Source organism: Carnobacterium sp. FSL E2-0243 (assembly GCF_038003605.1).
Classification (GTDB): domain Bacteria; phylum Bacillota; class Bacilli; order Lactobacillales; family Carnobacteriaceae; genus Carnobacterium; species Carnobacterium maltaromaticum.
Window position 1 is genome coordinate 462,117 of sequence record NZ_JBBOPM010000001.1, and the last position, 22,033, is coordinate 484,149.

Sequence of the window (22,033 nt, forward strand, 5' to 3'; positions counted from 1 at the left end):
GAAAGAGCAGATACAAAAGAAGGAGTAGTGTGCTATAATAAATGGCGACAATCAAGGCATAAGGAAGTGAAAAGAGTTGGAAAAATGGTTAAAAGAAGATGAGCGAATTGATCGTTTAGTTCGGGCTAATTTAGATATTATTCAAAGTCCAACGGTTTTTTCTTACTCATTAGATGCGGTATTATTAGCTCATTTTGCTAACTTACCTTACAATAATCGTGGGAAAATTGTTGATTTATGTGCTGGAAATGGTGCTGTAGGTCTATTATTAAGTGAAAAAACGCAAAGCCCAATCATTGGAATCGAACTTCAAGAGCGTTTAGCTGACATGGCTCAGCGTAGTATTCAATTAAATCAATTAGAAGAGCAAGTCTCAATTATACAAGCTGATTTGAAAGATGCAACAAAATGGATTGCCAAGGATTCTGTCGATGTAGTGACCTGTAATCCACCTTATTTTTCTTCTCCAGTGACAAGTAAGAAAAACCCTAATCCACATTTAGCTATTGCTCGTCATGAAATTCATACGAACTTAAATGAAGTAATGGCTGTTACAAGCGACTTATTGAAAATGAATGGCAAAGCTTATTTTGTTCATCGTCCAGATCGTTTAATAGAAATTTTAGAAGCAATGAAGCGAAATCGTTTGGCTCCTAAGCGTATGCAACTTGTTTATCCAAAAGTGGGACGCGAAGCGAATATTTTGTTGATTGAAGGAATTAAAGATGGAAAGGAAACAGGTTTTCGAGTGATGCCCCCACTAGTTGTTTATAGTGAGGAAAATACGTATTTACCTGAGATAAGTGAGATTATGTATGGAAACGAAAATTAGTTATTTTTATGTACTTTGCTGTAAGGACGGAAGTTTTTATGGTGGGTATACAACAGATTTAAGCCGTAGAGAAAAAGAGCATAATGATGGCATTGGAGCAAAGTATACGAAACCTAGTTATCGCAGACCATTAAAAATGATTTATGCAGAGGGGTTTAGTAGTCGAAGCGCCGCGACCAAGGCTGAGTATGCGTTTAAGAAGCAAAGTCGTGCTAAAAAAGTTCAATTTTTACAAGCGGCAGGTGTTGAATTTCCACTTAATCCAAAGCAAAAATGTCTAGTTAATTTAGATGGAATCGAGGAGGAGTCTAGTAATGCAAAGTCAAAAGAGCTTTCAGGATGAAAGTAGAGGAATGTTGTATTTAATTCCAACGCCAATTGGCAATTTAGAAGATATGACAATTCGTGGCATTCGTCTCTTAAAAGAGGTGGATTTAATTGCTTCAGAAGATACCCGAAATACGCAAAAATTATTAAATTATTTTGACATTACAACCAGTCAAATTAGCTTCCATGAACATAATACGCAAGAACGAATTGGACAGTTAATTGAAAAATTAGAAGCAGGTTTATCGATTGCACAAGTTAGCGATGCTGGCATGCCTTCAATTAGTGATCCGGGGCATGAATTAGTTGTGGCATGTATTGAAGCCGATATTCCGGTTGTACCACTGCCAGGAGCCAATGCAGGTTTAACGGCTTTAATCGCTTCAGGTTTAGCTCCCCAACCTTTTTATTTTTATGGATTTTTACCAAGAAAGAAGAAAGAACAATTGGCCGCCTTAGAAGAGCTAAATCAGCGTCCTGAAACCTTGATTTTATATGAATCTCCTCATCGGTTAAAGGAAGTATTAAAAGCGATGATTGGTGTTTTTGGTGAAGATCGTAAAATAGTTTGTTGTCGTGAATTAACGAAAAAATTTGAAGAATTTATTCGCGGAACGTTAGTAGAAGCTTTAGAATGGGCCACGGAAAATGAAGTTCGAGGAGAATTTTGTTTAATTATTGAAGGCAATCATCAAGGAAGTCTCCTGGCTGAAACAGATCGTTCTTGGGAAGCTCTTAGTTTAAAAGAACATGTAGAGCTATTAATGACTGAACTAGATGTGCCTAGTAAAACGGCAATTAAAGAAGTGGCTAAAATTCGTGAATTAAAAAAACAAGAAGTCTATGGTGCTTATCATGAAATTTAATGAGCTGAATCCTTCGCAAAAAGCTAAAGGGAAAATGTGTTTTAGTTACAGTGGTGGAAAAGACAGCATGCTAGCTTTACATGAGCTAATTGAAATAGGTTATCAACCAGTTTGTTTAGTAACGGCGATTAATTTAGATGTTGAGCGTTCTTGGTTTCATGGAATTAGTGAACCTTTATTAGAAGCAGTTGCTGAAAGTTTAGGGATTCCTTTGTTGAAAATTCGTAGTGATGCAAGATCGTATCAAACTGAATTTATTAAAGGTTTGGAAGAAGCGAAGGCTTTAGGGGCTGAGTATTGTGGATTTGGAGATATTGATGGAGACGAGAATCGGAAATGGGATGAGGATACGGCAACTGAGGCAGGACTGATTCCGTTATTGCCCTTATGGCAGAGAGATCACGAAAAGTGTGTAGCTGATTTTTTAAATAAGGGCTATAGTGCTGTGATTAAAACGATTAGTAAAAGTTATTCCATTCCTCAAGAGTTACTAGGTAAAACTTTAAATACTGAAATTGTTACTTTTTTGAGAGAAAATGAGTTAGATGTCTGCGGTGAAAATGGTGAATATCATACTTTTGTTGTTGATGGACCTTTATTTAAAAAGCCAGTTGAATTTGAAACGATTGGAATTTATGAAAATGAGTATTGTTATTCATTAAATATTCAGTAAAGCCAGGAGGTATAAGATGGAGTTAAGGAGTGAAGATTTAACTGTACAAGTTGGTGATTTTACCTTTAATCATCGTGCTGCCGGAATTTTGATTCAAGAAGCGGCTATTCTTTTGGAATATTATGAAAAAGAAGACTATTGGGTGTTACCTGGTGGACGTGTTAAAGTTGGAGAAGACTCAAAAATTGGGGTAGAACGTGAATGGCTGGAAGAGTTAGGGCTGGAAGTTAATGGAACACGCTTAATTGCACTAATTGAAAATTTTTTTGTCAATCACAGAACAGGTAGTCAACGTCATTTTCATGAAATTTCGATGTATTATCAATTGGAAAGTAGCTCGAAGATTCCTTTTCAAATGGGCCAGAAGTTTCATGGGGCTGAAAGTGATAAATTAAACTATAGTTGGGTTCCTTTAACCGAATTAGTGAATTTGAATTTTCGACCAGAAATCTTAACAAATTACTTAGTAAATTTACCTGAGTGCCCTGTTCATCTTATTAACCACGAATAGAGCCATGAAAAGGAGAATAGATATGAAATTAAATGCAAATAATGAACAAGAGACTCGCGCAATAGCTGCTAAATTAGCTGAGTATTTAACTGCTGGAGATGTTATTCTATTGGAAGGTAATTTGGGTGCAGGGAAAACAACATTTACTAAAGGACTTGCTGAAGGTTTAGGCATTAAACGAGTGATTAAAAGTCCCACATACACAATTATTCGTGAATATACAGAAGGTCGTTTACCTTTGTATCATATGGATGTCTATCGTTTAGAAGAAACTGGTGGTACTGAGTTAGGTTTGGAAGAATATTTTCAAGGTGATGGGGTTTCAATTGTCGAATGGGCCACTTTTATTCCAGAGGATTTACCCAAAGATTATTTAAAAATTAATTTAATTCCAACAGGCGCAAATTTAGAGCAAAGGGAACTAATTTTTACGGCTACAGGAACTCATTATAGCCAGATGTTAGCAGAACTTGAAAAAGTTTTTTAAGAAGGGGGATTCGATATGACGCAAGAAAAAATAGATATTGTCCTTCGTGAAGCGTTACCTGAAGATGCAGGAGAGATTATTCGTTTCCTAGAGTCAGCAGCAATAGAAACAGGCTTTTTATCAATGGGAGCGGAAGGCTTGAATATTAGTTCAGCAGAAGAAGCGATTAATTTAGAGCGAATCTTAGAATCTGAAAATAATATTTTATTGGTCGCACTATTAGGTGATAAAGTGATTGCTACAGGATCAGTTTCAGCAAGTAATAAACCGAAATTACGCCATATTGGTGAAATTGGAGTAGCAGTTGCTAAAGACTACTGGGGATTTGGATTAGGAACGAATTTAGTGGATGAGCTAATTTATTGGAGCCAAGAGACAGGGATTATTCGTCGATTGGAATTAACGGTTCAAGCTCGCAATCAACGAGCTATTCACGTCTATCAGAAACTAGGCTTCAATGAAGAAGCTATTATGCCACGAGGTGTTTTTGAAGATGGTGAATATTTAGATGTCTGTCTTATGAGTAAAATGATTGATGGAATCGATTAAAAAAGGAAGAATAGCAGTTAAGTTTCTGCTGATTCTTCCTTTTTTGCTAACCAATAATGACATTTTCTTCTGGGTACTTTATTTTTGTATTTGCTTGATTTGTTCGTTTTATAATGGATAATAAGAAAGTAAACATGCCTATACGTCCTGTAAACATTAGAGCCATTATGATAATTTTGCCGATTGCTGTAAGTTGGGGTGTTAATCCTAAGGTGACTCCAACTGTACCAAAGGCTGAAAAGACTTCAAATACAATATACTCAATGCCAAAATCAGGTGGAATCGTTTCTGTGATACTTAGAGTAATGATAGCCGTAGTGATGACAGTCATTGTAATGAATAACAAGACAAAAGCTCGATTGATTAGTGTCGGATTAATCGAACGTCCTGAAAATTGAGTGCGCTCTTCACCTTTAAAAACAGAATAAGCATGCATCACTAGAATACCAAGAGTCGTTGTTTTGATTCCGCCAGCTGTTGATCCGGATGATCCTCCTATATACATTAAAAAACAGCTTAATAAAATACTCGCTTGTGATAAACCTGAAAAAGAAACACTATTAAATCCAGCTGTACGAGGCGTAACGGTTAGGAAAAAAGTATTCATTAACCGCTCGCCAAATGTTAAATCTTTTAAGTGCGATAAGTTTTGTTCAGTTAGTAAAAAGAATAAAAAACCACCAACTAATAAAATAAAAGTGACTCTTAAGGTTAGCTTAGAGTGAAAAGAAAGACGCTTATTTTTTCGATACGTCAATAAATCACGCCAGACAATAAATCCAAGTCCGCCAGCAATAATCAAGAAACTTAAAACGCCAAGTACCAAAGGATTTTTTTGGAAAGACTCTAAGCTATTTCCGAATAAATCAAATCCAGCATTACAAAAAGCGGAAACGGAATGAAAGAGGCTGAAAAAAGCTCCTTTAGCTAAACCGTAACGAGGAATAAAATCAATACTTAAAAGGCAAGCAGCCAATAATTGCAGACCAACTGAAAATTTTAGAATATAGATAATAAAATTAACGCCTCCGGAAAGTTGGTTCGTATTTAAGGCTTCTTTCATAATAATTCGGGTACGGAAATTAATTTTTTTACGTGATGCAAGGAGAATAATAATCGTAAAAGACATAAACCCTAATCCACCAATTTCAATTAAGAGCATAATAATTAATTTACCCGCTAAACTCCAATGTACCGCTGTATTTAAAGTGGTTAAGCCGGTTACACAAACAGCAGAAGTGGCTGTGAAAAAAGCATCTAACAGATTCGTTGCTTGATTTGATTGTGAAGCAAAGGGCAACGAAAGTAGGATACCGCCAATAAAAATAGTACTTAAGAACCCTAGTGCCAAAAATTGAGAAGGTAACAGTTGCCAACGTGGCCTCTTTAAACGACGTTTTTTATGAATGGGACTGACCTTGTATTAGAAGTATAAATTATGTTCTAATACATTTTCCTTTCTGACTTTAAATGTTGAAGTCGAATTTAACATCATTAAACATGTTTGACTAATTTTTTTAAAGGATCTGTACCAAATTGATCTTCTAAGTGCAGTAAAATATTAGCACATGCATTGCTGTCGTCTAAAGCATGATGATGATTTTCTAAATTAATTCCTAGGTAATCACATACCGTATTTAGTTTATGATTAGGCAATTGCGTCAAAAGCCGTTTACTTGATTGAACGGTACAGAGTGTTTGGAAATGAGGACGCTCAATTCCATAGTAATCCAAGCAAGCATTTAAAACACCGTGATCAAAGGGTAAATTATGCGCAACAATTAAGCGATTCTCAATGAAAAAAGGCTGCATATTTGCCCAGATTTCTGGGAATTTAGGTGCATCTTGTACATCGGCTTCATGGATGCCATGAATTTGAATATTTCGCCAGAAAAAAGGTGTTTCAGGTTTAATTAGTGTGTAATAATTGTCAACAATTCGACTGTTGCGCACGACTGTCATAGCAACAGAACACGCGCTATGTCGTTCATGATTGGCTGTTTCAAAATCCAGTGCAACAAAATTCATTTTCTTCACCTCGAACAATAGTTTATCTGTTTAGTATAAACTTTTTTTGGTTGAATTGCTAGGTACGATAGGAGGGCTAATTTTATTTATCGGTAGTACTGATAAACGTGCTAAAAAATGGTAAACTATACAAATAGTAAGTGAAAAGAGGGAGATAAAAATGGAGGAAACGCAATTTGATTATTCAGTGAATGCCGGTTGTCCTGTAACTTATACATTAGAAATTATTGGTGGTAAGTGGAAAAGTGTGATTTTATACCATTTAACTTCAGGAACAAAACGATTTAATGAAATCCATCGCTTAGTTCCTAGAATTACTACTAGAATCTTGACGTTACAATTAAGAGAGCTAGAAAGGGATGGAGTCATCAAACGAAAAGTCTATCCAGAAGTACCACCTAAAGTTGAATACACATTATCTGAATTTGGTACAACTCTGAATCCAATTGTATTTGCGCTGAAAAAGTGGGGCGATGAAAATCAACCTGAAAATTATTACTGTTAGTAGGTAACAAAAATGTTCCTATTGAACAAAAATGTGCCTACTTGTTTTTTGTAAGTGATGTAGTAAGATAAATGAGTAAAGAAAATATCGACTACTACTTACAAAGGAGACGAGTAAATGAATACAACAGACAAACAACAGGAATTACTGACTATTATGGATTCGCGCCGGGCAATAAAGTCATTTGATCCAACAAAAAAGATTTCGGATGAAGATTTTGAGTTTATTTTAGAGGTTGGAAGACGCTCGCCAAGTTCAGTTGGATATGAGCCATGGCGTTTTCTAGTACTGCAAAATGAGGAGATTAGAGAACAGATTAGGGAAGTTAGCTTTGGTGCTAAAGGACAATTGCCAACAGCTAGTCATTTTGTCATTATTTTAGCTAGGAAAGATGCACGCTATGATTCGGACTATATTGATCATTTGCTTAAAAATGTGAAAAAAATATCACCAGATATTGTAGAGCAAATGAAAGGTGCCTATAAGAATTTTCAAGAAGTGGATATGAAAATTTTAGATGATGAACGTAACTTATTTGATTGGGCGAGTAAACAGACCTATTTAGCTTTAGCAAATATGATGACTATGGCTCAACAAATTGGCATTGATTCATGTCCGATTGAAGGCTTTAACTATGAAGCTGTGACAAAGATTTTAGTTGAGAATAAGTTAATAGACCCAGAAGTATTTGGCGTTTCAGTAATGGCTGCATTTGGTTATAAAGAAAATGATCCGGAGTTTAAATCCGTTCGGCAACCACTAACTGATATTGTTCAATGGATAAACTAAATTTTAAGGCGCCCACTTTTGTTAGTGGGTGTACATAAAGGAATCTGATAAAAAAAACAACAATTATATGGCTCTTTTCCTGATTAAACAGAGGAATTAAATTTAAAAAATGAAAACGCTTGACATGTAATGCATTACATAAAGTATAGTTAATTTGTAGAAAAGAAAACGCTTAATAGGAGGAAATTTTATATGTCGAGAAATGCATTAAAGATTGTAACTATTGGTGGCGGTTCAAGTTATACGCCAGAATTAATTGAGGGCTACATCAAACGTAAAGATGAGCTACCTATTAAAGAGATTTGGCTAGTAGATATTGAAGCAGGTAAAGAAAAATTAGCCGTTGTTGGTGAAATGGCAAAACGGATGGTCAAGGCAGCTGGTTTACCTTGGGAAGTTCATTTGACATTAGATCGTCGCGCAGCATTGAAAGATGCCGACTATGTATCAACTCAATTCCGTGTTGGATTATTAGATGCTCGGATTAAAGATGAACGTATTCCTTTATCACATGGGATTTTAGGGCAAGAAACAAATGGTGCAGGTGGAATGTTTAAAGCATTCCGTACGATTCCAGTTATTTTAGATATTATTAACGACATGAAAGAATTATGTCCAGATGCTTGGTTAGTCAACTTTACAAACCCTGCAGGAATGGTGACAGAGGCAGCGATTAAACATGGTGGTTGGAAGAAGACAGCTGGTTTATGTAATGTTCCAATTGGACATCGTAAACAAGCTGCTGAAAAACTAGGCTTACCAGAAGAAGAGTTATTCTTCAAATTTGCTGGGATTAATCATTTCCATTGGCATCGTGTTTGGGATAAAGAAGGAAAAGAACGTACGGCTGAGCTGATTGATTTAATTTATGGACCAGAAAGCAATACTGAAAGTCACTTGAAAAATATTCATAATGTACCATTCCCTTATGAGCAAATTAAAGATTTAGGCTTATTGCCATGTGGATATCATCGTTATTACTATATTGAAGATGAAATGTTGGCTCATTCTGTTGAAGAATTTAAAAATGGAGAAACAAGAGCACAAGTTGTAAAAGAAACGGAAGCTCGTTTATTTGAACTTTATAAAGATCCTAACCTAGACTATAAACCAAAAGAATTAGAGCAACGTGGTGGAACTCACTATAGTGATGCTGCTTGTGAACTGATTGCGTCAATTCAAAATGATAAACGCACAGATATGGTTGTTTCAACTGAAAATAATGGAACAATTACAGATTTACCATATGATTGTATCGTTGAAGTTTCTGGACCGGTAACTGGACATGGACCAGAGCCTTACAATTGGGGTTCATTCCCACCAGCAGCTCGTGGAATTATTCAAGTAATGAAAGGAATGGAAGAAACAGTTATTCGTGCAGCTATTGATGGCGATTACGGTGCTGCTTTACATGCCTTCACTATTAATCCATTAGTGCCAGGTGGAACAATGGCTAGAACTTTATTAGACGAATTATTAGTTGCTCATAAAGAGCATTTACCACAATTCGCTGATAAGATTAAAGATATTGAAGAAAATCAACCAGAAACAGTTGCGTATGTAACTGAGTTGATGAAAAGTAATTAATATATAAATTAAAGTAATGCTGAATAATTAAAGAGAATTGATTGAGGACCTGTCCTTGATCAATTCTCTTTTTCTATACAAGCTAAAGGAGATAGTGCTAGAATAGTAAGAATAAAACAGCCTGCCCACTTTTTACACGATTATATCCTGTAAAAGAAAGTGTTTTCTTGGAAGCGTTTTAATATTACTATATAGCTACAGAGAGGAAAGTGAATCGAAATGGTATTGGAAAGACGTGAAAAAGAGATTGTCACAATCTTGCTAGCTAGCGAGTTAACCACAATTTCAAAAATTGCTGAAACCATGCATTTATCGAGTAAGACAATTTCACAATCTTTAAAGATTATTGATAACTATTTTGCAGGAAGTGGCGTGTCCTTAATTCGCAAGCCTAAAGTTGGGATTTCATTAGTTGGAGATCGAGATCAGCTGAATCAATTAATGCAATTGACTAATCAACAGGCAATTCCAACGACAAAAGAGGAACGAGTTCAATATCTTTGTTTTAAAATTATTGAACAAACGAGTTACTTTACTCGACAGGAATTACAAGATTCTTTATTTATTGGTAAAACAACTCTTGAAAAAGATATGAATAAGGTGAATGAAATCTTTGCTTTATTTGATGTCACAATTGAATGGATTCCTGGTAAAGGTTCTTTTCTAAATCTTATGGAGCATGAAAAAAGAAAGTTAGCAGTCGATTTGATTTATTATTTCTGGAGTCAAAATTGGCAAGTTGTTAAAACTGAGGAATCTTTTACTCATACAATTGAAGGTGTTCCAGATTTTGCTAAAGGTTTTGTCAATTTGCAGATGCTGAAAGAAATTGATGAGTTGTTACAAGACTATTTTTCTAAATCTCAACCAGAAATGAGTGACATGAGCTACCATTCTTTGTTACTTCATCTCTTAGTTGCCATTGAACGTATCAAAAATGGTCAGCTTTTAATGGATGAAGCACTAGAAAATCAATTTCCTTCTAACTCTGAATTAGCTAAATTTATTAAAGTATTAGAAAATCATTTTGAGATTCAGTTACCGGTTTCTGAGATTATGTTTATTAATAGCCATTTAAATATGAATAAATTGACTGCTTCTGAATTGATTTATGAAAGCCCTAACGATAATTTTGTCAGAGAGATTATCAAAGACACTATCGTAAATTATGATGAGGCTTCATTGGTGGGATTAGTCACTCATATTAAATCAGTCATTGAACGGATTCGTAAAGATTTACCTATTGCCAATCCTTTTATAGCAGATGTTAAGCAGAGTTTTCCGATTTCTTTTGAGGAAGCAATTCAGTTGAAGCAAAAACTAGAAAAAACATTTGAATTGATCATTCCTGAAGATGAAACAGCCTATTTAGCGGTCCATATACAAGCATTTAAAGAACGTAAGAAAGAAGAAAATATAGATAAAATAAAAGTCTTATTAGTTTGTAGTAGTGGCAAAGGGACATCACAATTGTTAGCTGCAAGAATTAGAAGGAAATTCCCTAAGCTAGAGATTTCAAGGATTCTTTCGATTCAGGAACTAGCTCGAACCAAAATTACCGAAGATTTAATTTTATCAACAGTTAATTTAGAAATTGAAAATCATACGATTTTATATGTTTCCCCAGTATTAAGTCAAATTGATCAGAATAAAATCAATAAATTTATCGATGAAAAAAAGGAAGTCGCAAAAGGTACTAAAACTTTTGCTCGTTTGATTCATCAAGATTTAGTTTTTCTTGATCAACCATTAGCTAATTTTGAAGCAGTTATTCATTTTATAGGGAAACAATTAGTTAGAAAAGGATACGTTAAAAAGGGAATTATCCAATCGGCCATTGATCGGGAAAGTCTGTCATTTACTTCTTTTGGCAAATTTGCAACCCCTCACGGAGCACCTGAACTAGTCTTAAAATCAGCGATAGCCTTTTTAAGACTAAAAAAAGAAATCAAATGGGGAGATGCGAAAGTTAAATATATTTTCTTTATTTGTATCAAAGATGAAAGTTCTCATGATTTAGAAGCGATTTATGATCATTTACTAGAGATTATTGATAGTGGTGACAAAAGTTTTTTAGCTAAAGGCAATCAAGAGCAATTATTAAGTTATTTGAAAGAGGGAAAATAAATGAGCGTAGAAGATGTATTAGATATCAAACAAGTAGTGATTGATTTAGTGGCTTCAAGTCAGGCAGAAGTTATTGAACGATTAGCAAATGAATTAGATAAAAAGGGGGTTCTTAGCAATAAAGAGGCTTATATCCAGTCGGTTTTGGAACGTGAAGAACATTCGACTACTGGAGTTGGAAATGGAGTTGCAATTCCTCATGGAAAAAGCGACACAGTAACTGAGGCAGCAATTGCTTTTGCAAAATTAAATACACCAGTGGAATGGCAGTCACTAGATGATCAGCCAGTAGTCATTGTGATTATGCTAGCGATCCCTAATTCAGAAAAAGGCGAAACCCATTTACGTTTATTGTCAGAAATTGCAATGAAATTAATGGATGATGAATTTATAGTAGCTTTAAAAGAAGAAACTGATCCAGCAAACATTATCAAGATCTTAAAATAAGAGGAGGAAATCAACATGAAAAGAAAAATTATTGCCGTAACAGCTTGTGCAACAGGAGTAGCTCATACTTATATGGCAGCCCAGGCCTTAAAAAAAGGGGCAAAAGGATTAGGAGATATGATTAAAGTTGAAACACAAGGCGCAACAGGTATTGAGAATGAATTGACTGAAAAAGATGTTCAAATTGGAGAAGTTGTCATTTTTGCAGTCGACACCAAAGTTCGAAATGAAGAACGCTTTGCAGGGAAGAAGATTTTAAGAGTTCCGGTTGCAGCACCAATTAAGGATGCAGAGAAGATTATTAAAGAAGCATTAGCCTTAGTAGATATAGATAGTTAATAGGGGGGAAAAAAGATGAGAAAAGTTGGGAATAGCATTAAAAATCATGTATTAACAGGTATCTCTTATATGATACCACTTGTAATTGCCGGAGCCGTAATTATGGCGATTTCACGTGTGGGAGGATCGATTTATGGTATTACAGATATATGGGATAGCGGGTATGCAACAAGTTCAAGTAGTATTGTTCGTTTATTTCATAGCCTTGATGGTTTTGGTGGAATTGCTTTAGGTTTAATGTTCCCAGTAATTGCCGCTTTTATTGCTTATTCAGTGGTAGATAAATTAGGAATTGCACCTGGTTTAGTTGGTGGAATGTTAGTTAAAGAATTGAATGCGGGTTTTCTTGGAGCAATTGCTGCTGGACTGATTGCAGGATATGTGTGTCTTTTAATTCGCAATCATGTCAAATTACCAAAGTCAATGGCTTCGGTAGTTCCAGTTTTTCTTATTCCTGTTTTAGGTACTTTGGTGACTGTACTAATGATTAATTATGTGATTGGCGTTCCATTTGCGGCTTTAAATATAGGGCTTGAAAATTGGTTAAATAGTTTAAGTGGCGGAAACCAAATTTTAATGGCAGCAGTTGTTGGGGCAATGGTTGGTTTTGATTTAGGTGGCCCAGTTAATAAAGCTGCTGTAACAACAGCGATGGCACTATTAACCAGTGGTGTCTATGCACCAAATACAGCAGCACAAGTTGCAATTATTATTCCACCAATTGGGTTAGGATTAGCAACTGTGATTGGAAAGCATAAATACAATACTGAGTTAAAAGAAGCTGGAAAGTCATCAATTATTATGGGATTAGTTGGGATCAGTGAAGGTGCAATTCCATTCGCAGTAGAAAGCCCTTTAAAAGTTATTCCTTCAACTGTGATTGGGTCAGCAATCGGCTCAGCTATGGCAGTTGGTCTTGGTGCAGTTAATCAAGCTCCAATTAGTGGTTTTTATGGTTGGTTTACGGTAGAAAAATGGCCGATTTATATTCTGTCTATTGCAGTAGGTTCATTATTTGTAGCGATATCTAGTGTTCTTTTAAGAAGTAAAGATGCAGGCATTGAAGAAGTATCTATGAGTTTAGATGAAGAATTTGATGAAGATGCATGGGAAGAAGAGTGGCAAAGTTAATGACAAATGTACACATTGTAAATCACACACATTGGGATCGAGAATGGTATTTTACATCAATGGATGCCTTGGTTTTAAGTGATCAATTATTCAGTGATGTATTGACTGAGTTATCCCGCAATCCGGAAGCTAGTTTTGTTTTAGATGGTCAGCTTTCAATTTTAGATGATTATTTGGACTTGTATCCAGAAAAATTACCTGAAATTAAAGCTTTGATTGAAGCACAACAATTATTTATCGGTCCATGGTTTACGCAATCTGATGCCTTCTTTACTTCGGGAGAATCAGTTTTACGGAATGCGATGATTGGAATTTTTGAAAGTAAGAAGTATGGCGATTTTATGCCAATTGGTTATCTACCGGATACATTTGGATTCAATGCTCAAATACCGGTTATTTTAAATGAAGCTGGCTTAGAAAATATTATTTTGTGGCGTGGAGTTAGTTTAGGTAAACATGTCAATTCTCCTTATTTCAAATGGGAGAGTTTAGGCGGAGGAAATCAGGTCTATGCTTTAAACTTTCCTCAAGGATATGGAACAGGAATGTTGCTTGAACCAACACTGGAATATGTTGAAGGTAGATTGGATAAGGCAGTTGATTTTATTAAGCAATTTACAGATTCTAAAGAAATCATGATTCCTTCTGGTAATGATCAATTAGGTATTATCTCAGACTTTAACAATAAAGTTGCAGAGATTAATCAGTTAGGTAAGTATGACTATCAAGTCAGTACGTATCAGAACTTTTTAGGTTTGATGAAAGAAATGGATTTGGAAACGTATCGTGGTGAATTTAGAGAACCTGTCTTGGCACGTGTGCATAAGACTATCGGTTCTGTTCGGATGGATTTGAAGCAAGAAATTTTTCATTTGGAACACAAATTAATTCGCAGAACCGAGCCATTACTAGTCATTGCCCAGCAACTAGGGATTGATTTAAGTAATCGTTTGTTGTTAAAGGCTTGGAAAAAATTGTTAGAATGTCAGGCTCATGATAGTTTAGCAGGTTGTGTATCAGATGCAGTTGCTGAGGATATCGCTCATCGCTTAAAGGAAGCCAATGAAATTTGTGATAGCTTAGAAAATATTGTTTTGAAAAGAATTTCTGAATCATTAGCACTTTCGGAAAATGAATTTTTAATGTTGAATACTTCACCTGTTGCTTTTTCTGGTGAGAAAGTAGTTAAACTTCTTTCAAGAACTAAAGACATTGAAATTCCTAATTGCGCTGTAGTTATTTTAGAGGCTGAATATATTGAAAGCCGAGAAAATATTATGGAGGAAACACCGGCTGGGAATCGCTTTATCACTGAGGCTGGTTATTATATTTTAACTTTACGGGTGACCTGTGATTTGCCAGGGCTGGGGTATAAAGTTTTTGCTTTTGAAAATAGCCAGCAAAAAACAGATACTTTTCAGGCTGTTTCTGGAACTGAAATTGTTGAAGGAAATTATAAACTTACATTTGAGAACAATCAGTTGGTGTACCAAGATCCACAACGGAGCATTACAAATTTTATTGCTTTGATTGATGATGGAAATGCTGGAGACACGTATGACTTTTCTCCGCTTCTTGATGATAAAGCCATCGAATTAGTCTTTTCTGAGTGTAAATGTGAAGAGTCTAAACTGTCTAGCCGGATGATACTAACGGGAAAATTAAACTTACCTTATGATTTACAGGAAAGAATGAATCAAGCTAAAACGACTAATTTTGCGTATCAATTAAGCTTAGAATTAAATGCTACAGGTGAAATTAAAGGTACTATTCAATTTGAAAATACCATTCTAAATCATCGCATTCGCTTAAAAGTAGCTTTAAATCAAACCATTAATCGAGCACTTTCTGGTGTTCCATATGGTTTTATTACGAAAGAAAATCAGACAGTCGTTGATTGGGAAAAGCATTATTCTGAAATGCCAGTCAATATTGAACCTTTTGAAAAAACGATTAGTGTCTTTACCCAAGAGGACTCTTGTTCAGTTTTTACTCATGATAGTAAAGAATATGAATATCAAGACTCAGAGTTGTTGTTAACTATATTAGCTACAACGGATACCTTAGGGAAGCCAGATTTGTTATATCGTCCAGGTAGAGCTTCAGGAGATACAACAAAAAAAGGTCATACTATGATGGCGACGCCACTTGCTCAATTGAAAGATAAGCAAGTCAAGAGTTCATTTGTTTTGAAATTTGATCAAAAAAAGATAAGCGAAAAAGAAATCGCTGATTGGCGCTATCAATTGGAGCAGACATCAGTTAGTTATCAACGTCAAAATCTAAACTTTTTCATCTATCGCATTGACAATAAAATTCAAAAGCGAATTGAGCCTTTAGGATTGAAAGAGCGAGAATTTAGTGTACTTTCATTTTCTGAACATGCAGGTGTTTTAGTTAGTGGAATTCACAATTCTTATTATGGAAATGGATTTGTCATTCGTTTTGAAAATCCAACAGCTACTGAAATTGAATTAAATTTGGCAAGTCTTTTCCCAAATAGGCAAGTTGAACGTGTCAATGCAGTTGAAATGATTCAAGACTTCTCAGGGAAAGTGCCAGCTTATGGCGTAGCGAGTTTTTTAGTCAAAATCAAATAGTTTTAACTGGCTAGATCAACTTAGATCTAGCCTTTCATTTGTCTAGTATAGGAGAGAAGTGTATATGATAGGAAAAATTACCAATAGAATTGGAATTCCAGCAAGTTTATTTTATGGTTATATAGGGTTGGTTTTTTTCATGATTGGTGCAGGTATTGAAACAAGTTGGTTTTCGGCTTTTTTGGTATCCTCGGGTTATGAGATTCAACTTGTTTCAGTGATTTTTAGTTTATATGGTCTATTTGTTGCTATATTTTCTTGGTTAACTAGTTTTTTTGTGAATATTTTTTCTGTTAGAAAAGTGATGATTGCAGGATTGATCATTTATCTGGTTAGTGCTGTCATTCTAATTGCAGGAATTTATTTTGAACTGCTTCCGGTGATTGCTGTAGCTTATACTTTAAGAGGGGCATCCTATCCATTATTTGCTTATGCTTTTTTGATTTGGATTACTCTCAGATCAGAATTTAAAAATTTAGGGAAAGCGACTTCTTGGTTTTGGTTTAGCTTTAATTTAGGTCTGACAATCATTAGTCCATTGTTGGCTTCATTATTACTAAAATTTTCTAATTCAATAAATATTTTAGCCGTTGGAATGGTTATGGCTTTGCTTGGTAGTTTTTTATCATTAAAAGTGAACCGAGACCATTTACCAACATTTAACAATAATAAAAGTATATTATATGAAATGCAGGAGGGGATAATGATTCTTTTTGAGTATCCAAGACTGGCAATTGGCTTAGTTGTAAAAGCCATTAATAATATTGGTCAGTTTGGTTTTGTGATTATGATGCCTATTTTTTTAGTAAACCATGGTTATTCCTTGTCTCAATGGGGGATTATTTGGGCGACCACGTACGTAGTAAATTCATTTGCCGGAATCCTTTTTGGAAATTTAGGAGATTATTATGGGTGGCGGAAAATTGTGTGTTATTTTTCAGGAACATTGACAGCCTTGTCTTGTTTTTTAATTGGGAGTGTTGTTTTTTATTTTCCTGGTAATTTTTTCTTGTTGATGTTGGCTTTTATTGTATTCTCATTTGGGATTGCTGCATTTGGTCCATTGTCGGCTTTAATTCCAGCAATGGCCTTGGAAAAAAAGACAACTGCGCTATCGGTTTTAAATTTAGGTTCGGGACTCAGTAACTTTTTAGGCCCCGTTTTGGTGACAGTCCTCTTTCAAAAGTTTGATGGATTTTTCGTCTTAGCGGTTTTTGCCGTTTTATATTTATTAGCGAGTATTTTGGCCATATTTTTAAAAACACCAGAAGAATTAAAGAAAGTCTATTCTTTAAAAGAAGGTTAGTATAATGGTCTTCACTTTATTGAAATCTTGATTTAAAGGAACGACTTGTTAAATGAATTTGTAGCAGTAAAAAAACCAAGGAGTGGACTCTTTGGTTTTTTATTTTCTAGTATTTACATAAATTTAACTCAAAATCCATTTTAAATCCATTCTTTTTTGTTTAGGATTCAAAATGAAATCGACCTGTTAAAAAGCTGTAAATCCAATGTTTTTTCTGTAAATTTTAAAAAATAAACTAAAAAATATGGTTTACTAAGGGTGTAAGAAAACTGATTCAATGGAGGGGAAAAATGAAACAAGTTGAATTACAAAATATTTCCAAAACCTATCATTCACAAGCGAAAGTTTTAGACGAAATTGATGTTACGATTCAAGCAGGTGAATTTTTTGTATTAGTAGGACCATCTGGTTGTGGGAAAAGCACGATGTTAAGAATGATTGCTGGTTTGGAAGATATATCTGATGGAACATTAAAAATAGATGGTGAGGTAGTCAATCATTTGCCACCCAAAGAGCGGGATTTAGCCATGGTTTTCCAAAATTATGCCCTTTATCCACATTTAACTGTGGAACAAAATATACTTTTTGGGCTAGCGGCTAAAAAAGTAAAAAAAGAAGAACAACAAAAGCGTTTAGCAGAAGCAGTTGAAATGACTGGTTTAGGTTTGTTTTTGAAAAGAAAACCCAAAGAATTATCTGGCGGTCAAAGGCAGAGAGTTGCGTTAGCTAGAGCTATCGTGAGTCAAGCTAAGCTTTGTTTGATGGATGAACCCTTATCGAATTTAGATGCAAAACTACGTGGTCAAATGCGGATTGAGATTAAGCAATTGCAACGGAAATTAGGTATGACCATGATTTATGTGACACATGACCAAGTAGAAGCGATGACAATGGGTGATCGAATTATGGTTTTAAATGCTGGGAAGGTCCAACAAATCGGTGACCCTTTGACTTTATATAATGCGCCAGTTAATGAGTTTGTGGCTTCCTTTATTGGAACACCAAAGATGAATTTTTCAGTCGCTCATGTAACAGAAGAAAATCAATTGTATGTAACTGAAGGATTATCAATTCCTTTACAAAAAGAACAGCTTGAACTCGTTGACTCTTTTAAAGAAGTTAAGGTAGGCATTAGACCAGAAGGAGTACAACTCGCAACGTTGGATCAGGCAATGGGCTTGGTTAAAGTTTTAAATGTGGAACATTTAGGGGATGAAACCCAGGTCATTTTTGAAGTGAATGAGTCTTTATGGACCGCAAAATGGGCGGGTCAACATATGATTCAAGTTGGAGAAAGTCTTCCTATTAAGCTTAATCTAGCGGCATTGAAATTTTTCGACTCTGTAACGGGTGAGTTACTAACTACGAATTCAATGATAGAAGCAAATGGGAAAGGAGTTCGATAGTTATGGAAAGCCAAGAAATAGCTCCACTTTATTTTGAACAAGTGGAAAACTTTCAGCGCTATAAAAAAATAAAACGAATAAAAAATAGTTTGATTGGTTTTAGTTTTTTATTGCCCTCCATTTTACTGTTTGGAATATTTATTTTTTATCCCTTAATAAAGACCATTTACTTGAGTTTTTATTTAACGAATCCAGCAGGAGAAACAACACTTTTTGTCGGTATCGAAAATTATACGCGCTTATTTCAATCGCCACTATTTTTACAAAGTTTGAAATCAACTGGTTTGTTTGTCCTTTATACAGTCCCAGGAACCATTTTATTTGGTTTTATTTTAGCTATTTTAGCCAATGAGAAATTGAAAGGGATTGGGATTTTCCGGACTTTATTTTCATCAACGATGGGAATCTCGGTAGCTGCATCGTCTGTCTTTTGGATTTTTTTATTCAATCCAACAAATGGGTATTTGAATAAAATCGTACATTTATTTGGCGGAACAGATATCGGCTGGCTAACAGATCCTAAATGGGCCTTGATTTCTGTGGCGGTTTCGACGATTTGGATGAATTCTGGTTTTACATTTTTAATTATTTTAGGTGGGTTACAATCGATTGATACTCAGTTGTATGAGAGTGCCAATGTTGAAGGTGCTGGCTATTTCTATCAACTAAGACGCATTACAGTTCCGATGCTTTCTCCAACTTTATTCTTTATCTTTACAGTGTCAATTATTAATGCGTTTCAAACGTTTGGACAAATTGATATGCTGACAAAAGGTGGGCCTAGTAATGAAACGAATCTATTAGTCTATTCAATTTATCGAGAAGCTTTTGTTAATTATCAATATGGATCAGGAAGTGCTCAAGCAGTTATTTTGTTTATTCTGATTTTGGTGATTACAGCTTGTCAGTTTAAGTTTAATGAAAGGAAGGTTCATTACCAGTGAATAAAACCTTTAGTACCAAAGCGGTAGTATACCTATTTCTAATTATAGGGAGTCTGGTTGTTTTTACACCGATTATTTTAGCCTTTTTTTTAAGTTTTATGACAAGCCAAGATTATATGGCAGGAAAAATAATACCAACAGAATGGACTTTTGATAATTATAGTACCGCTTTTCAACGGTTGCCCTTAGTAGGTTATTTGCTGAATAGCCTGATTGTTTCCACTTTAATTGTGATTGGACAATTACTTTTTAGCAGTTTAGCAGCTTATGCGTTTGTTTTTATCGAATTTAAAGGGCGCGATGCTATTTTTTATTTATTTATTGCAACGATGATGATTCCTTTTGAAGCGTCAATTATTCCTAACTTTCAAACGATTAAAGCATGGGGATTAATCGATAGTTATTCAGGACTAGCATTGCCTTTTTTAGCAACTGCATTTGGGACTTTTTTATTACGTCAAACGTTTAAACAAATTCCAAAAGAATTACGGGAAGCTAGTGAAATTGTCGGTATCGGTCCATTTCGTTTTTATTGGAAAGTTGTTTTACCAGTAGCAAAAACGAGTTTAGTTACGCTAGCAATTTATGGTTTTCTAACCTCTTGGAATATGTATTTATGGCCATTGTTAGCTTCAACAAATGACTCTGTTCGAACAATTCAGATTGGCTTGAAACAATTACAGTCGCAAGAAACATTAAATGAATGGGGCGTTATTATGGCAGGAGCAATGATTGTTGCCATTCCAACTTTAATTTTACTTTTTATTAGTCAAAAACGGATACAACAAGGATTAGCTGAAGGCGCAGTTAAATAAATCTATTGGAGGAAATTATGAAATTCAAAAAGATGATGGCAGTTGCATTAATTGGTTTAGGAACAGCGAGTGTGTTGGTAGCATGTGGTAGTGGAAAAGATACGACAACAGCTTCTGAGAAGGAATCTAGCGGAAAAACAACTGAGAAAACGACAGTCAACTTTTGGCATTCAATGTCTGGAGTGAATCAAGAAGCGCTAAATAAAATCGTGACAGGTTACAATAATTCACAATCTAAAGTTGAAGTTAAAGCGGAGTTCCAAGGAACATATGAAGAATCATTGCCAAAATTCCAAAGTGTTGGCGGAACAAAGGATGCACCAACAATTGTTCAAGTCCAAGAAATTGGTACAAAAATGATGATTGATAGTGGCTTCATTGAACCAATGCAAAAATTTATTGATGCTGATAATTATGATACTAGCGATTTGGAAGAGAACATTGCCAATTATTATAAGGTCGATGGAAAATTTTATTCGATGCCATTTAATTCTTCTACTCCAGTGATGTACTACAATAAAGAAGCATTTAAAAAGGCGGGTCTAGATCCTGAGAATCCTCCGCAAACCTTTGAAGAAATAGAAAAAGCTGGTTTAGCAATTAAAAAAAGTAATCCTGCTATGAAAGGTTTTGCTTTACAAGCTTATGGTTGGTTATATGAGGAGTTGTTGGCAAATCAAGGCAGTTTATTAATGAATAATGATAATGGTCGCAGTAAGACTCCGACAAAAGTAGCGTATGATAATGCTGCGGGACGCTCGATTTTCGAGTGGGCTGAGCAAATGATTAAAGATGAAACTTTTGCTAATTACGGAACAAATGCAGATAATATGGTGGCAGGATTTATTAACGGCGATGTTGCCATGTTTCTACAATCGTCAGCTTCTGCTGGTCAAGTGATTGATGGAGCGAAGTTTGAAGTCGGCGAAGCGTATCTTCCTTATCCCGAAAAAGCTGAGCGTGAGGGCGTTGTAATTGGTGGAGCGAGTTTATGGATGTCTAAAGGGAAAGAAACGGCTGAACAAGAAGCTGCATGGGATTTCTTGAAGTATTTAGCTACTCCAGAAGTGCAAGCAGAATGGCATGTTGCAACAGGATATTTTGCCATCAATTCAAAAGCATACGATGAAGCAATTGTAGCAGAAGCCTATAAAAAGAAACCACAGTTAAAAGTGGCGGTTGAACAATTACAAGCGACAAAAACATCTGCGGCAACACAAGGTCAAGGTGCATTGATGAATATGTTACCGGAAGAACGAAAAATTATGGAAACGGCTTTAGAGCAAGTTTACAATGGAGCTGAAATTGAACCAACATTTAAAGCAGCAGTAGAACAAGTCAATCAAGCCATTGAACAAGCTAATCGAGCAAATAAAAAATAATTAAACATCCCTGCTGCAATCTGAATCAGTGTTTGTAGTAGGGGTATCTTTTATCACGGCTAGTTTTTATGAGTTAGCCTCTCGGAAAAAAGATGAAATTTCGAGGTGACAAAAAAGCGTCACATCAAATTCCCCTATTTTTCATTCGAGCCTGAGCCAACTCAACAAACTTTTTATTTAGGCTAGTTTTTATGACCCAGCCCTTCGGAAAAAAGATAAATTCGCAAAAAAGTAAAGAGATACTTTTCTTGGAATTCCCTATTTTTCTGCAGGTCTAAACGGCTCAACAAACTTTTTATCACGGCTAGTTTTTATGAGTTAGCCTCTCGGAAAAAAGATGAAATTTCGAGGTGACAAAAAGCGTCACATCAAATTCCCCTAT

22 protein-coding genes are annotated in these 22,033 nt (G+C 35.2%); 20 read left to right on the forward strand and 2 right to left on the reverse strand.

Annotated elements, in window-relative coordinates; translation table 11 throughout:
• The first annotated feature begins 76 nt into the window (after positions 1-76).
• From MHI00_RS02140 to MHI00_RS02170, 7 genes are read left to right on the forward strand one after another with little or no spacing between them, the layout of a single operon-like run.
• Positions 77-832, forward strand: a complete 756-nt coding sequence (locus MHI00_RS02140; RefSeq protein ID WP_135057045.1) for a tRNA1(Val) (adenine(37)-N6)-methyltransferase — start codon at positions 77-79, stop codon at positions 830-832.
• Entirely contained in the window at positions 816-1,175 is a 360-nt protein-coding gene (locus tag MHI00_RS02145) for a GIY-YIG nuclease family protein (protein WP_010052691.1), read from the forward strand. Before MHI00_RS02140 ends, MHI00_RS02145 begins: the two co-directional genes overlap by 17 nt.
• Positions 1,147-2,025 carry a 16S rRNA (cytidine(1402)-2'-O)-methyltransferase gene (gene rsmI, locus MHI00_RS02150; protein ID WP_057000086.1) on the forward strand — a complete coding sequence of 293 codons (879 nt, stop codon included), beginning with the start codon at positions 1,147-1,149 and terminating at the stop codon, positions 2,023-2,025. Before MHI00_RS02145 ends, rsmI begins: the two co-directional genes overlap by 29 nt.
• Positions 2,015-2,698: a Dph6-related ATP pyrophosphatase gene (locus MHI00_RS02155; protein ID WP_010052693.1), complete on the forward strand. Its 684-nt coding sequence runs from the start codon at positions 2,015-2,017 to the stop codon at positions 2,696-2,698. The genes rsmI and MHI00_RS02155 overlap by 11 nt, the downstream gene beginning before the upstream one ends.
• 16 nt (positions 2,699-2,714) lie before the next feature.
• Positions 2,715-3,209, forward strand: coding sequence for an NUDIX hydrolase (locus tag MHI00_RS02160; RefSeq protein ID WP_341110674.1), 495 nt, complete (start codon positions 2,715-2,717; stop codon positions 3,207-3,209).
• A 22-nt stretch (positions 3,210-3,231) separates the two neighbouring features.
• A complete protein-coding gene (gene tsaE, locus MHI00_RS02165) occupies positions 3,232-3,696 on the forward strand; it encodes a tRNA (adenosine(37)-N6)-threonylcarbamoyltransferase complex ATPase subunit type 1 TsaE (RefSeq protein WP_010052696.1) in 465 nt (154 codons plus the stop codon).
• Between the two features lie 15 nt (positions 3,697-3,711).
• The gene (locus tag MHI00_RS02170) at positions 3,712-4,245 is read left to right on the forward strand and encodes a GNAT family N-acetyltransferase (protein ID WP_057001232.1); all 534 of its coding nucleotides are present in this window, start codon (positions 3,712-3,714) and stop codon (positions 4,243-4,245) included.
• Between the two features lie 46 nt (positions 4,246-4,291).
• Here MHI00_RS02170 and MHI00_RS02175 read toward each other — a convergent pair whose 3' ends face one another.
• Both MHI00_RS02175 and MHI00_RS02180 read right to left on the reverse strand, forming a co-directional pair.
• Positions 4,292-5,653, reverse strand: a complete 1,362-nt coding sequence (locus MHI00_RS02175; RefSeq protein WP_029451573.1) for a TrkH family potassium uptake protein — start codon at positions 5,651-5,653, stop codon at positions 4,292-4,294.
• 86 nt (positions 5,654-5,739) lie between these two features.
• Positions 5,740-6,273 (reverse strand): 3'-5' exonuclease, encoded by a 534-nt coding sequence (locus MHI00_RS02180; protein WP_157456032.1) that lies wholly within the window; start codon positions 6,271-6,273, stop codon positions 5,740-5,742.
• Between the two features lie 160 nt (positions 6,274-6,433).
• Here MHI00_RS02180 and MHI00_RS02185 point away from each other — a divergent pair, with 160 nt between their 5' ends.
• The 13 genes from MHI00_RS02185 to MHI00_RS02245 all read left to right on the forward strand — a co-directional run bounded on the left by MHI00_RS02185 (position 6,434) and on the right by MHI00_RS02245 (position 21,651).
• A complete protein-coding gene (locus MHI00_RS02185; RefSeq protein ID WP_010052702.1) occupies positions 6,434-6,778 on the forward strand; it encodes a winged helix-turn-helix transcriptional regulator in 345 nt (114 codons plus the stop codon).
• 117 nt (positions 6,779-6,895) lie between these two features.
• Entirely contained in the window at positions 6,896-7,567 is a 672-nt protein-coding gene (locus MHI00_RS02190) for an NAD(P)H-dependent oxidoreductase (protein WP_010052703.1), read from the forward strand.
• A 192-nt stretch (positions 7,568-7,759) separates the two neighbouring features.
• Positions 7,760-9,154 (forward strand): 6-phospho-beta-glucosidase, encoded by a 1,395-nt coding sequence (locus MHI00_RS02195; protein ID WP_010052705.1) that lies wholly within the window; start codon positions 7,760-7,762, stop codon positions 9,152-9,154.
• 219 nt (positions 9,155-9,373) lie between these two features.
• Positions 9,374-11,281, forward strand: a complete 1,908-nt coding sequence (locus tag MHI00_RS02200) for a BglG family transcription antiterminator (RefSeq protein ID WP_332630279.1) — start codon at positions 9,374-9,376, stop codon at positions 11,279-11,281.
• Positions 11,282-11,728, forward strand: coding sequence for a PTS sugar transporter subunit IIA (locus MHI00_RS02205; RefSeq protein ID WP_201734073.1), 447 nt, complete (start codon positions 11,282-11,284; stop codon positions 11,726-11,728). It abuts the gene before it with no gap.
• 15 nt (positions 11,729-11,743) lie between these two features.
• On the forward strand, positions 11,744-12,067 hold the full coding sequence (locus MHI00_RS02210) for a PTS fructose transporter subunit IIB (RefSeq protein ID WP_010052709.1): 324 nt from the start codon (positions 11,744-11,746) through the stop codon (positions 12,065-12,067).
• Between the two features lie 15 nt (positions 12,068-12,082).
• The gene (locus MHI00_RS02215) at positions 12,083-13,198 is read left to right on the forward strand and encodes a PTS fructose transporter subunit IIC (protein WP_010052711.1); all 1,116 of its coding nucleotides are present in this window, start codon (positions 12,083-12,085) and stop codon (positions 13,196-13,198) included.
• A complete protein-coding gene (locus tag MHI00_RS02220; RefSeq protein ID WP_341110703.1) occupies positions 13,198-15,798 on the forward strand; it encodes an alpha-mannosidase in 2,601 nt (866 codons plus the stop codon). Before MHI00_RS02215 ends, MHI00_RS02220 begins: the two co-directional genes overlap by 1 nt.
• A 64-nt stretch (positions 15,799-15,862) precedes the next feature.
• Positions 15,863-17,104, forward strand: coding sequence for an RbtT/DalT/CsbX family MFS transporter (locus tag MHI00_RS02225; protein WP_015077547.1), 1,242 nt, complete (start codon positions 15,863-15,865; stop codon positions 17,102-17,104).
• 290 nt (positions 17,105-17,394) lie between these two features.
• Positions 17,395-18,510: an ABC transporter ATP-binding protein gene (locus MHI00_RS02230; RefSeq protein ID WP_341110708.1), complete on the forward strand. Its 1,116-nt coding sequence runs from the start codon at positions 17,395-17,397 to the stop codon at positions 18,508-18,510.
• 2 nt (positions 18,511-18,512) lie between these two features.
• On the forward strand, positions 18,513-19,454 hold the full coding sequence (locus MHI00_RS02235; RefSeq protein WP_015077546.1) for a carbohydrate ABC transporter permease: 942 nt from the start codon (positions 18,513-18,515) through the stop codon (positions 19,452-19,454).
• The gene (locus tag MHI00_RS02240) at positions 19,451-20,269 is read left to right on the forward strand and encodes a carbohydrate ABC transporter permease (protein ID WP_341110711.1); all 819 of its coding nucleotides are present in this window, start codon (positions 19,451-19,453) and stop codon (positions 20,267-20,269) included. Before MHI00_RS02235 ends, MHI00_RS02240 begins: the two co-directional genes overlap by 4 nt.
• A gap of 17 nt (positions 20,270-20,286) precedes the next feature.
• Complete coding sequence (locus MHI00_RS02245; protein WP_341110716.1) at positions 20,287-21,651, forward strand: ABC transporter substrate-binding protein; 1,365 nt, start codon at positions 20,287-20,289, stop codon at positions 21,649-21,651.
• The last annotated feature ends 382 nt before the right edge of the window (positions 21,652-22,033 follow it).